This window comes from Pseudomonas sp. S3_G06, from assembly GCF_054667565.1.
In genome coordinates this window covers 2,126,252-2,139,098 of record NZ_CP162738.1, presented here as the reverse complement: position 1 = coordinate 2,139,098, position 12,847 = coordinate 2,126,252, and the positions used below count along the sequence as shown (strand labels likewise).

Annotated in this window: 11 protein-coding genes; 2 read left to right on the top strand and 9 right to left on the bottom strand. The window is 60.4% G+C overall.

Annotated elements, in window-relative coordinates; all coding sequences use genetic code 11:
* Nucleotides 1-52: 52 nt before the first annotated feature.
* On the bottom strand, nt 53-523 hold the full coding sequence (locus AB4N47_RS09640) for a MarR family winged helix-turn-helix transcriptional regulator (RefSeq protein WP_122692564.1): 471 nt from the start codon (nt 521-523) through the stop codon (nt 53-55).
* Nucleotides 524-816: 293 nt separating this feature from the next.
* Between AB4N47_RS09640 and AB4N47_RS09635 the strand changes: the two genes are divergently transcribed.
* Both AB4N47_RS09635 and AB4N47_RS09630 read left to right on the top strand, forming a co-directional pair.
* Entirely contained in the window at nt 817-1,770 is a 954-nt protein-coding gene (locus tag AB4N47_RS09635; protein ID WP_341637471.1) for a PDR/VanB family oxidoreductase, read from the top strand.
* A gap of 36 nt (nt 1,771-1,806) precedes the next feature.
* A complete protein-coding gene (locus tag AB4N47_RS09630; protein WP_341637470.1) occupies nt 1,807-2,880 on the top strand; it encodes an aromatic ring-hydroxylating dioxygenase subunit alpha in 1,074 nt (357 codons plus the stop codon).
* Nucleotides 2,881-2,939: 59 nt separating this feature from the next.
* Here the strand turns inward: AB4N47_RS09630 and AB4N47_RS09625 are convergent, their stop codons facing one another.
* From AB4N47_RS09625 to AB4N47_RS09590, 8 genes are read right to left on the bottom strand one after another with little or no spacing between them, the layout of a single operon-like run.
* Nucleotides 2,940-4,571 carry an arylsulfatase gene (locus AB4N47_RS09625; protein ID WP_341637469.1) on the bottom strand — a complete coding sequence of 544 codons (1,632 nt, stop codon included), beginning with the start codon at nt 4,569-4,571 and terminating at the stop codon, nt 2,940-2,942.
* Between the two features lie 38 nt (nt 4,572-4,609).
* Nucleotides 4,610-5,404 (bottom strand): cyclase family protein, encoded by a 795-nt coding sequence (locus AB4N47_RS09620; RefSeq protein WP_341637468.1) that lies wholly within the window; start codon nt 5,402-5,404, stop codon nt 4,610-4,612.
* On the bottom strand, nt 5,382-6,383 hold the full coding sequence (locus AB4N47_RS09615) for an NAD-dependent epimerase/dehydratase family protein (protein ID WP_341637467.1): 1,002 nt from the start codon (nt 6,381-6,383) through the stop codon (nt 5,382-5,384). Before AB4N47_RS09615 ends, AB4N47_RS09620 begins: the two co-directional genes overlap by 23 nt.
* 9 nt (nt 6,384-6,392) lie before the next feature.
* Complete coding sequence (locus AB4N47_RS09610; protein ID WP_341637466.1) at nt 6,393-7,376, bottom strand: fumarylacetoacetate hydrolase family protein; 984 nt, start codon at nt 7,374-7,376, stop codon at nt 6,393-6,395.
* Entirely contained in the window at nt 7,373-7,954 is a 582-nt protein-coding gene (locus tag AB4N47_RS09605; protein WP_341637465.1) for a cupin domain-containing protein, read from the bottom strand. Before AB4N47_RS09605 ends, AB4N47_RS09610 begins: the two co-directional genes overlap by 4 nt.
* Nucleotides 7,955-7,967: 13 nt before the next feature.
* On the bottom strand, nt 7,968-9,215 hold the full coding sequence (locus tag AB4N47_RS09600) for an MFS transporter (protein WP_341637464.1): 1,248 nt from the start codon (nt 9,213-9,215) through the stop codon (nt 7,968-7,970).
* Nucleotides 9,205-11,679 carry an efflux RND transporter permease subunit gene (locus tag AB4N47_RS09595; RefSeq protein WP_341637463.1) on the bottom strand — a complete coding sequence of 825 codons (2,475 nt, stop codon included), beginning with the start codon at nt 11,677-11,679 and terminating at the stop codon, nt 9,205-9,207. The genes AB4N47_RS09600 and AB4N47_RS09595 overlap by 11 nt, the downstream gene beginning before the upstream one ends.
* Nucleotides 11,680-11,683: 4 nt before the next feature.
* Entirely contained in the window at nt 11,684-12,787 is a 1,104-nt protein-coding gene (locus tag AB4N47_RS09590) for a WD40/YVTN/BNR-like repeat-containing protein (protein WP_341637462.1), read from the bottom strand.
* Nucleotides 12,788-12,847 lie beyond the last annotated feature (60 nt).

The following is a 12,847-nucleotide window of genomic DNA, read 5'->3' as shown; positions in this document are numbered from 1 at the left end:
CGCACCGCGCAGCAGCTTTCAACGCCAATTCCACGCTGCTGTCTGCCGAGACTCACTCCTCACTCGGGTCGTAACTGTTCACATTGGGCACTTGCAGATGCAGGCGCCCAAGCAAGTCAATCAACGTGTCGACCTCAGCCGGGGTCAGTCCGCTGAGCAGGCGCGACTCTCGCTCCAACGCAACTTTGAGTACACGGTCATGCAGTTCTTTGCCGCTGGCCGTCAATCGCACGGTGTAACGCCGTGCATCCTTGGGATCCAGCTGACTGGTGATCCGCCCCGCTGCTTCCAGCGTTTGCAATGAACGACTGACAGCGCTCTTGTCGAGACCGATCGCCTGACAGATTCGATTGGCGGTGATGTCGGATTCCACGGCCAGCATTGAAAGCATCCGCCATTCAACCACGCCAATCCCGAAGTGTTTGCGATAGCACTGGGAAGCCCCGGTGGCGAGTTTGTTCGCCAGGAACGTCACCAGGCCAGGTACATAACGCGACAGGTTCAGTTGTGTATCGGTAGCCATCGAGAAAACACCGTAGATCGAAGATCTTGTAATTTGGTTGACACCGCAACCAATTTATCTGAGGATTTACTCAGCCAAACATTGCGGACAATGCGCCGCATGATACGCCGTAGCACAACCTCAAAAAAATAATTAACAGGTCTTGCTTATGAACTCTCGCCAGCCTTGCCCTTCCGTGGCGCCCATGATTTCCCACCGTTTCTACTTCTTCGCGCCCGGCTGATTCGTCACCCGCTCGCCCCCTTTTTTACCGCTCGTTTTTCAGCAGCCACTTCAATGTGGAGGGAGAAGTCATGCTTCAAGTCAACGTCACCCGCAAGGTCGTCGAGGTCGAGGGTATTTGCAGTTTCGAGCTGTGCGCAGCGGACGGTCGGCCGTTACCACCATTCAACGCCGGCGCTCACATCGACATCCACATTGCCCGCGGCCTCACCCGGCAATACTCGCTGTGCAATGACTCCAAAGAACGTCATCGCTACGTAATCAGTGTGCTGAAGGATCCTGCCTCACGCGGCGGTTCCAACGCGATGCACGACACCATCAGTCAGGGACAGACACTCAGCATCAGCGAACCACGCAACCTCTTCCCACTCGCCGAATCAGCGAAGCGTCACCTGCTGTTTGGCGGCGGTATCGGCATTACGCCGCTGTTGGCAATGGCTCATGAACTGCATCATCAAGGTGCGGATTTCGAGCTGCATTACTGCTTTCGATCAAGCGAGCGTGCCGCGTTTATCCAATACCTGCGGCAAGCGCCATTCGCAAACCACGTGTATTTGCATGACGACAGCGGCGCGCCCGAGCAGAAACTCGATGCGACCACCCTCCTCGGCGCGCCAGACACTACAACTCACCTCTACGTGTGCGGCCCGGCCGGCTTCATGAATTTCATCCTCGACACCGCGCAGGCCGCTGGCTGGCCCGAAGATCGCGTGCACAGAGAGTTTTTCGCCGCCGCACCTGTCGATGCAAGCGCTGATTCGCCTTTCGAAGTCCAGCTTGCGAGCACAGGGCAGATTTTTTACATCCCCGCCGATCGCACTGTGTTCGAAGTGCTCGATGAGGCCGGGATTGCCATCGAGTCATCGTGCGAGCAAGGCGTCTGCGGCACCTGTGTCACGGGCTTGCTCGAAGGCATTGGCGATCACCGTGACCAGTTCATGACCGCCGCCGAACACGCTGCCAACGACCGTTTCACCCCCTGCTGCTCACGTGCCAAATCGCCCCGTCTGGTATTGGATCTTTGACCTGAACCGAGCATCGACCGCTCGCCGGAGAACATCATGACAACCGCTGCCCAACCCCTCGCACATGAAATTGCCCCAGCTACTACGCCGCGCTTCCCCTTAGATCAATGGTATGTCGCGGCCTTGAGCCGGGAACTGAACGACCGGCCTCTTGGCCGCACGTTACTGAACAAACCGGTGGTGCTTTTTCGCACGGAGGATAACCAGGTCGCCGCGCTGGAAGACCGCTGCTGCCATCGTGCATTGCCTCTGTCCGGCGGCACGGTGGAAGCACGCGGGTTGCGCTGCGGATATCACGGTCTGCTATTCAATGAAGGCGGGAAATGCATCGAAATTCCGGGACAGGACAAGATCCCGAGCAAAGCCAAAGTGCCTGCCTACCCTGTCCGGGAGCAGGATCAGATCATCTGGATCTGGTTTGGCAGCGCTGAGCATCCGCAGCCGACATTCGCACCACCGGTCTACGATGTGCACAGCAGCGGTAAGTACCTGTTCGACGGTGATGTCTATCACTACGACGCGCCCTATCAACTCATCCACGACAACCTCATGGACCTCAGTCACCTGGGCTATGTCCATCTGCACACCATTGGCGGCAACGCCAGTATTCACATGAACGCGCAGATGAGTGTGGACGGCGACGACTCAATGGTTCGCGTGGTTCGTCACATGCCCGATTCCGTTCCGCCACCGACCTACACCGCGGCCTACCCGTTCAAAGGCAACATCGACCGCTGGCAGGAGATCGAATTTCACTTCAATCACCTGCGCATCTGGACCGGCGCGATAGACACGGGCACGGACGATCTGAACAACCCGGATCGAGGTGGGTTTCATATGCGCGGCTTTCACGGTGTAACACCGGAAACAGACACCACAAGCCACTACTTCTGGACCATGGCCACCAACCCTGAACATGATCCCGAGGCCGTCAAAGCCAAAGTTCTGCATCAGACGCGATTGACGTTCGACGAAGACAAAGTGGTGATCGAAGCGCAATACCAGAACATGTGCCGGTTCGGTACGCGCCCGATGATTGATATTCACGTCGACGTCGGAGCCAATCGTGCTCGTAGAATCATCGAGCGACTGCGCAATCCGACAAGTTGATGGCCGCAACACAGTGGCGGCGGCGAATGCCGTCCACTGTGTTCAAAGCTTCTGCCGTGCTAACGCGGCGGAAAAGCTACGCCGACCCGCTCGGCATACTTGAGCCATGCGGCTTTGAGCCGTTCGACCGTCTGCGGTTGAGCCGCCGCCAGGTCATGGGTTTCACCACGATCCTGGGCAACATCAAACAACTGCCATTGCGGCGGCTGCGCATGGTCGCCGAACCCCGCTTGCGGGCGCATGCCCAACAATTTGAGGTTGCCCTCACGATAATAAGCATTGCCGAACAACTCTCCGGCCAGACTCTCAGCGTCGTGAGGGCTGCCCTTGCCTGCAAGCATTGGCAGGATGGATCGGCCGGTGATCGGGTGTTTGTCCGCTTCGCTCGGCAAGGCGATGCCCGCCAAATCAAGGAACGTCGGCGCCAGATCATCCACCCGTGCCAAGCCCCTTTCTACGCCCTGACGACGCAGTGTCTTGGGCAGTTGAATGATCGCCGGCACACTGATTCCGCCTTCGGCCGTGGTGCCCTTGAACAAGTGAAAAGGCGCGGCACTGACTTCCGCCCAACGCAACCCATAGTCGATCTGCGAGCCTCGCTGGCCCAGATTGGCCAGGCTGTTATCGGTGTTCGCGCCGGGTGGATAGAACTGCGCATGGTTTTCCGCCGCTGCGCCGTTGTCGGACATGAAGACGATCACCGTGTTGTCGTACTGGCCGCTTTGGCGCAGGTAGTCGATAACCCGGCCAATGTTGTGGTCGAGGTTGTCGACCATTGCCGCGTAGATCTCCATTTTCCGCGCTTCGATTTTCTGCTGCTCAGCCGTGAGCTGCTGCCAACCGGGCAGTCTCGGGTTTACGGGCAACGGTTGCGCCGGCTGAAAGTCCTTGTCCACCAGGCCGAGTTTTTTCAGCCGATCAATGCGCGACGAACGCACCGTGTCGTAGCCCTGGTCGAAGCGGCCGCGGTATTTGTCCAGGTATTCCTTAGGCGCTTGCAACGGCCAGTGCGGTGACGTGTAGGCGGCATAGGCAAAAAACGGTTTGCCCTGGCGTTGGGTGTTTTGCAGGTAGCCAATCAGCTTGTCGGTGTAAAAGTCTGTGGAGTAGAACGTCTCGGGAACCTCTACCGGCTGACCGTTTTCACGGTAATGCACTTGCTCCAAAGGCGTCGGTGCAACGCTGGCGGGTTTGAAGTGCGTCGCCCCGCCTTCCAGCAAGGTGAACGACTGCTCGAAACCGCGTCGGTCCGGGCCTTGATCAGTTTCCAGACCCAGATGCCATTTGCCGACCATCAGCGTGTTGTAGCCGCCCGTTTTGAGCAGCTCGGCAACCGAGTAGGCGCGCCCGTTCAGGAACCCTTCATACCCCGGTTTACCCTGTTGAAACGGTTGCAAGGCTTCGGCCATGGTGCCCAGTCCGACCAAGTGATTGTCAGTGCCGGACAGCAACATCGATCGAGTGATGGAACAGGTCGGCGCCGCGTACATGCTGGTGAATTGCACGCCCTGTTGAGCCAGTTCATCCAGCCTGGGGGTGTGAATCTCGCCGCCGTAGCTGCCCAGATCCGAATATCCGAGATCGTCCGCCACGATCAGCAGAATATTCGGTTGGCTGGCCGCCATGGCCACGCCGCCGCCCATTGCCAGGGCGCAAAAAAATGCCGTCAGCGGTAATCGCGATAGAGCCATCGTTTTTCTCTTATTGTTGTTGAAGGAGTGTCCGGAACTCACTCTTCGAAAATAGCCACCGCACGCACGAAACCTGCAGACGCATGGCGGATCTTGTAAGGAAAGCACGACACCGTGAAGCCGCTCGCAGGCAGGGACTCGAGGTTGGCCAGTTTCTCCATTTGCCCGTAGCCGATATCGCGCCCGGCCTTGTGCCCTTCCCAGATGATCGAGGCATCGCCGCTGGCAGCAAAACGCTCACGCGTGTATTTGAACGGCGCGTCCCAGCTCCAGGCATCCGTGCCGACCACGCGCACGCCACGCTCCAGCAGATACATCGTCGCTTCGCGCCCCATGCCGATGCCGGCATCGAGGTAACCCGGCTGGCCAAACAGTGCCCCGGCGCGTGTGTTGACCAGCACGATATCCAGCGGTTGCAACGTGTGCTCGATGCGCGCCAGTTCCGCTTCGACCTCTTCTGCCGTCACCACGTGACCGTCAGGCAAGTGGCGAAAATCCAGTTTGACCCCCGGCTGCAAACACCAGTCAAGCGGCAACTCATCAATGCCAAACGCCGGCTCGCCGCCATCGGTGGTCGAGGCGTAATGCCACGGGGCGTCCATGTGGGTGCCACTGTGGGTGGTGATCTGCAAACGCTCGGCGGCCCACGATTCATTGCCGGGCATCTGCTCAAGCTGCAACCCCGGGAACATCGCCGCCATCTCGGGCCAGCCTTGCTGGTGATCCATGTAATCGATTTTCGGCAACAGCGGCGGCGGATCCGTGTACGGGTTGTTATCGAGGGTCACCGAAAGATCGACCAAACGACGTTTACGCTGGATGGGCTGTGACATGAGGCGTGTCTCCGTTCAACGGCAGATGCCGAAAAGGGGCTGGATTGAGGGCGTTGCGAATAAGCGTGGCGACGTTGCCGTCATGGCAGAAACCGGCAGCGCGGGCCTGCGGGGTTTTCAAGGGCGGCATGCGCCCGAACAGGGTTTCGAGCTCAAGATCAGCGGCGAAACTGATCAGCGCACGGCGTTGCTCGCCGTAAGTTGCCGCCAGTGCATCGATGACTTGGACGATGGACAAATGCAGCACCGGCAGTTGCCAGACCCGCTGTTGCGCGGCGGCTTCATCCAGTTCGGCGGCGTGGATCAGGTTGTTCACGCAACAGCGCGCCGACATCCACCACGCCGTCGCTTGCGGTGATACCGGGCAGCAATAGTCAGCGCCCTCGGCAAACGCACGCATCAAGTCGCTCATGAAAGCCGAGCGCAAGCCGTTGGGTTCGCGCGGTCGCGCGACAATGCCCGGCAGGCGCACCGCGCGGCCATCGACTTCAGCGCGCCGACCCAGATCGATCAGCGCCCGCTCGACCATCATCTTGTGTGTGCCGTACGACAGTTGCGGGTGCAGTTCAGCCTGTTCGTTCATCTTTGCCGGCAGATCGGCGCCGTACACCGCAACGCTGCTGGTATACACCAACACCGGAGGTCGCGCCTTGTTGCGCAGTTGATCAAGCAGTTCGAGGCTGGCCAGCAGGTTGACCTGATAACCCGATTCGTAATGCGCCTCCGCTGCTCCGCCGGGAATGCTGACCAGGTGAAACACCACATCAATGCCATCGGCCAAGACCCGGCGCATCAACGCTGCATCCTTCACGCTGCCGCTGTGCCGACGCAGGCGCGGGTCGTCGGGCAGGCCTTGGACGTCAGTGTCCAGCACCAGCAACGAACGAATGACTTGCCCGCGCAAACTGCCGCGTGCGAGCAGACAACGCAGCAGTTCGCGACCGACAAAGCCATTGGCTCCGGTAATCAGTACACGCATGGGCGTTCCTTAGCCGTGGGCCTTGACGACGCGTTGATCGATTGCACCAAACAGTGACTGGCCATCGCTGCCGGTGACGTCCATGCGCACGCGATCACCGAAACGCATGAAGCCTGTCACCGGCGCGCCCTGCTCGATCATCTCAATGGCTCGACGTTCGGCGATGCACGCCGAGCCGACGTTGCGCTCGGCGTTCGACACCGTGCCAGAACCGATCAGCGTGCCGGCGCGCAAGCGACGGGTCAGGGCCGCGTGAGCGATCAGCTCGCCAAAGTGAAAGTTCATTTGCGCGCCGTGCGGCTGGCCAAACCACTCGCCGTTCCATTGCACTTGCAGCGGCAAATTCACACGCCCATCACGCCAGGCTTCACCGAGTTCATCCGGGGTAATCGCCAGCGGGGCAAAGCTGGAGGACGGTTTCGCTTGCAGGAAACCGAACCCGGTGCGCATTTCACGCGGTGCCAGCGCACGCAGGCTGACATCGTTGATCTGCAGGATCAGTTTGATATGTTGCAACGCGTTTTCCGCCGAACAGCCCATCGGCACATCATCGACCAGCACGACAAATTCGCCTTCGAAATCGATGCCCTGGCTTTCGCTCGGCAGTTCGATGTCATCGTGTGCGCCGATGAAGTCATCACCGGCGCCCTGGTACATCAACGGCGTGCGGTCGGCGCCTTCAATCGGGTCGAGGTTGAACGCTTTCTGCATCAGTGCGCCGTGACTGAGAAACGCCGAGCCATCGCACCATTGATAAGCGCGCGGCAACGGTGCCATCGCCTGCGCGGGGTCGAAGGCAAAGGCCTCGCGGCAATCATGGTTTTCAAGCTCACGCGCCAGGGCTTGCAAACGCGGCTCGGCTTCAGCCCAGTTTTCGATGGCTTGCTGTAAGGTCGGCGCTACCGAACGGGCGTCCATAGCCCGGGACATGTCGCGCGAAACCATCACCAACTGGCCGTCACGGCTACCGTTTTTCAAGGTTGCGAGCTTCACGATTTTTCTCCCGGGCAGTTTTGCAATTGCGCAGCGAAACGCCCGTCCAGCAGGATAAAGACCATGCGCGCCATGGCCTCGGTACGGTTGCTCCACGCGTGATTGGTGCCGCGCTGAACCACCACGTCGCCGCGTTTGAGATGGACTTCGGTATCGTCGAGCACCAACCAGACTTCGCCTTCGGTGACGATGCCGTAATCGAGGGTTTCAGTGCGGTGCATCAGTTTGTGCCGCGAGTTCGCTTGGCCGGTGCCGGCATGCGCCTGGCCAATCTCGGCAAATGCGGCCGCTGCAGCGGCATCGCTGATCTGGTTTTGCACGCTGTCTGGCGGAATGTCGACGACACGAATCACACTGCCCAGCGGGCCGGGGCTCAGTTGTAAGGGTTTGCTGGTTGGGTCATCGGCATTGTCGAGCAGTGCCGGACTGCCGCTGCTGTTCCATATTTCATGAAACACAGTGCCTGGCACCGCTTGCAGTGCGAAGACGTTGGCGGTTGCTCCGAGACTGGCGACGACCGCGCGGCCATGGGCATCATGCCCGGTGACCACGCGTTTGAATTGGGGAAGCGCTTGCATGGAAAATCCTCGTTCAGTGGCCGTTGCCGATGGAGTCGTGACCGCCGACATGGCTGTGGGTCAACAGTCCACCGAGCCTCGGCACGGACAGACAAAACAGCGCCACGACCAATTGCAGCCAACCGATCATGGCGAGTGCTTGAGGCAACGCCGTGGAAGCCCCGGAAGTGATGGCGAGTACCACCAGCGGGCTGATGAACTCGCCGGCAAAAATCGCCGCGGTGAAGCACCCCGCCGCTCGCCCGCGCTGATCAAAGCCGACTTGCGCCATGATCCAGGTGATCAAAGTCGGCAACATCAGGCCGATGCCCAGCCCGTTCACCAAGACTGCGACCACTACTTGCGCGTGACTGCCGGCGGCGGCCATCAACAAGCCGCCAATACCGGCCAGGCCATAGGCAATCAGCAACACATGCTGGCTGCGCAGACCGCTCAACAGGCGAAAACTCAAGGCCCCGGCGAGGACACCGAGTTGATTGGCGCCCATGGTCATGCCGATCTGCTGCGGCGCATCCACGTGCAACAAGTTGAGCAAGTAGCCAGCCTGCACCGGCACGATGAACAGGCTCAGGCCCGCGAGCAGCGACAATGCATACAGGGGCGTCAGTGCCCGCCATGGAAATGCGTGCGGGGCTGACACAGATGCCGTTGCCGCCGATTGCACGCGGGGTTGCGGTTCCCAGAGTTTCCACGCCATCAGCGGCAGGAAAATCAGCCCGACCGCGTACAGCGCAAACGGCGTGCGCCAGTCGTCCTGTCCGAGAAAACCACCCAGCGCGATAAACACCGCAGCAGAGAGCGACGTCGCGACCATCTGCAACGCGAACAAACGCTCGCGTCGGGCGCCGCTGTAGTAGTCGCCCATCAGCGTCGTGCAGCAGGTCATGATCCCCGCCTCCGCCAGACCGATCCCGGTGCGGCTGGCGACAATCGCCGGCAGCGAATCCAGCCACAGCGGCAACACACCGCAGAGCGTGTACAGGGCCATGCTCGCCAACAACAGCGGTTTGCGTCCGAGCCGATCGGCGATGACCCCGGCAAACGGCGCCAGTAGCGCAATCATCAATGCCGGCAGGGTCAGCACGATCGGCACCAGCACGGTGCTGCCCGCGACATCGGCAAAATGTGCCTGCATGCGCGGCAATACCGGTGCAAGCAATACCGCGCCAAGCACTGGCAGACAGCTGCCGAGCAGCAACAGCAACGATTGCGCCAAACCGGCGCGGCGGCCGCTGTTTTCCAATGAAGACTCAACGGCCATGACAGGTCTCCCGGTGGCGCGCTTGATGAATATCTACCGCCACGGCTCGCGACGGCAGGCTCAGATTGATGGCCTCCGCCGGCGTTTCTGCGTCGGTGTTCGTCCGCCGTGCAGGGAGCAGGAAGTACGCCAGCGCCGGCAACAGCAGCAGCGCGCCGACCATGTTCCAGACGAACATGAACGCCAGCAGCACGCCCATGTCAGCCTGGAATTTGATCGGCGAGAAAATCCACGTGGCCACACCAATCGCGAGTGTGATGCCAGTGAGCATCACCACTTTGCCGGTGGACACCAGTGCGCGGTAATAGGCTTCTGACAGGCTCGCGCCCTGGCGCAAATGACCGAGCAGGATGCTCATCACGTACAACGCATAGTCGACGCCAATGCCGACACCCAACGCGATCACCGGCAACGTCGCGACCTTCACGCCGATGTTCAGCCAGACCATCAACGCTTCGCAGAGGATCGAGGTGACCATCAGTGGAATCACCGCGCACAGCGTGGCGCGCCACGAACGGAAGGTGATCAGGCACAGGACGATCACCGCCCCGTAGACCCAGAACAACATCTCGCGATTGGCCTGTTTGACCACGATATTGGTCGCCGCTTCGATGCCGGCATTGCCCGCTGCCAGCAGGAACTGCACATCATCGTTGTTATTGGCGGCGGCGAATTGCTCGACATGATCGACCAGCCGCGTCAGCGTTTCAGCCTTGTGGTCGGTGAGATAGGCGTACAGCGTCAGCAGGCTGCAATCCTCGTTGTACAAGCCGCGTGGCGCACTGGCGGTGATCATGTTGAGCATCGCCTGATTATTCTGCAGCTCGTACCACTTGGCGCTGCCTTCGCTGAGGCCGACCAGCATGCGCCGGTTGAGCAAGGCCAGCGAGTTGGTCGAATCCACCCCCGGCAGCGCGCGCAATTGCCAGTCCAGCGCATCGACCTTGGCAAGGATGTCGTAACGCGCACATTGCCCGGCCGGGGTCTTGACCATCACCGCGAACAAATCACTGCTGGCACCGTAATGCCGGGTCAGAAACGCATCGTCCTGGTTGTAGCGTGAGTCGGCCCGCAGCTCCGGTGCACCGGCATCCAGATCACCGATCTTCAATTGCAGGCTGACCACAAAGCCCAATGCCGCCAGCGCCAGGCTGATGGCAATGCACAGGCTGGCCCAGCGACGTTGGGTAAACAGATCGAGAAAACGCCAGAAGCCATGACGCCGCGCGCCGGCCTGATCGTTCTGTTCGCTTTTGAGGCTCAGTTGCGCCGCGCGTGGCGTTACGCCGACATAGGACAGCAACACCGGCAGCAGAATCAGGTTGGTGAAAATCAACACCGCTACACCGATGCTGGCGATCACCGCCAGATCCTGAATCACCTGGATCTTGATCAGCATAAGCACGGCAAAACCCACTGCGTCGCAGAGCAATGCCGTCAGCCCGGCCAGAAACAGCCGTCGAAAGGTGAAGCGTGCGGCAACGACCCGGTGCATGCCGCGACCGATGTCCTGCATGATGCCGTTCATTTTCTGCGCGCCGTGGCTCATGCCGATGGCGAACACCAGAAACGGCACCAGCACCGAATACGGATCCAGCTGATAGTCGAGCAACGGCAACAGACCCAGTTGCCAGACCACCGCTACCAATGAGCAGAACACCACCAGCACGGTGCTGCGCAGGCAGCGTGTGTACCAGAACAGCACAGCGGTGGTGATCAGGATCGCGACGGCGAAAAACAACAGGATCTGCTTGAGCCCGGCAATCAGGTCGCCGACCTTTTTCGCGAAACCGGTGATGTGAATGTCGATTCTGTCGTTCTGGTACTCGCTGCGCAACGCCTCCAGTTGCTCCGACAGCACCGAGTAATTCAGCGCCTGGCCGTCAGCAGTCGTTGCCAGCAACGGCACATAAATGATGCTCGAGGTTTGATCGAACGCGACCAGTTGGCCAAGTTCGTTGGAGCGCTGCACGTTGCGGCGCAAGGCCTCGAGACTGGCCGGGGTGCCAGCGTAATCGTCCGGAATCACCGGGCCGCCATCCAGCCCGTCTTCAGTCACTGCGACCCAACGCGTTGCCGGCGTCCACAGCGACTTCATGTAGGCGCGATCAACGCCCGGCAGCAGGTAAAGCTTGTCGCTCAAGGCCTGCAAGGTTTTCAGATAGTCAGCGTTGTAGATATCGCCTTGGCGATTGGCGACAACGATGCGCAAGGAGTTGCCCAGACCGCTGAGCTGCTTTTGATGTTGCAGATAATTGGCGATGTAAGGTTGTTGCGTGGGAATCATCTTTTCGAAACTGGCGTTCAGCTCGACACGCGTGGCCTGATAGCCCAAGAACAGCGTGGTCACCAGGCACACCAGCAACACCCACAACCGGTGATTGAACAAAGTGCGTTCCACGACCGAGCCGGAGCGCGGGTCGAAACTCGCCAGGCTGGCCGTGGCGTTGTCGAATGGTTTCATAACCTCACTCCGAAGCTGTAGCAGTGGGCGATGCAAGCCGCGTCAACCCGGTGAAACCGGCCAGCACCAGGCTGCCATCGGCGGCCTGCACGACACTGGCAATCGGTTTGCCCAGCGGTTTGCCGAAAGGCTGCAGGGTGGGTGCATCACCCGAGGTGCGAAACATTGCGCCCGCCTGATTGACCAACAACAGCTGGCCGTCGGCGGTGCGAATCGCTGCACTGAAGGACACCGGCATCGGTACGGGCGCGGGCACGAAGCTGTTGCCGTCGTCGGTGGAAATAAACGCGTTGCCTTTCAGCCCTGCCGCCAGCAGCGCGCCGTCATCGCGTACTTGCAGGGCGAAGAAACTGCCGCTGTACGGGCTGTCGAGCGCGACGAAAGATTGTCCACCGTCCTCGGAACGCGCCACGTAGCCTTGCTCGCCGGCGATGAACCAACGCTCGCCTTGTTGCGCGATGGCATACAGGTGCGCGCCCATCGGATTGTCGATATGGCCCATCAGCGACTGCCAGCTCACCCCGCCGTCCTCGGTGGTAAACGCGAGGCCGTAGGCGCCGACGATCAGGCCGTGACGCGCATCGGTGAAGTTGAGACTCAGAAACGGTTTGTCCGCGCCTTCGCTGACCATCCGTTCGGCGGTTTGCACACGTGCCGCCGCTGCGTCGGGGTCAGTGGCTGTCGGCAGTTGCTCTTGTGCGGCGTCCAACTCCAGTTGCGCAGCGCGGTTACCGTCCAGCTGCAACGCCCAGTTTTCGCCACCGTCGTGGGAGACCAGCACCGCACCGGCATGGCCGACCGCCCAGCCGGTGTTCGCATCGATAAACTGCACCGCCGTAAGGCTGACGGAGACCGGCACCTGCGCCTGCCGCCAATTGATACCGTTGTCATCGGAGAGCAAGACGATGCCTCGCTCGCCGACCGCCACCAACCGCGCACCTGCCCGCGCCAGATCAAGCAAGACCGCTTGCCGGGCCTGCGGCGCGCGCATCGCCGGGGTGTGCAATACATCACCGACAACAGCAGCCTGAGCCTGGCTCACGGGTAATACGCAAGACAGCGCCAGTAACGCTAACAACCGCCCGAGCACCTGACAGATTCTGTTCATACCGACCTCGAAACCACCTGTGAAACCGGATCGCCACAGCGTGTCGCGATCCGGCCCGAT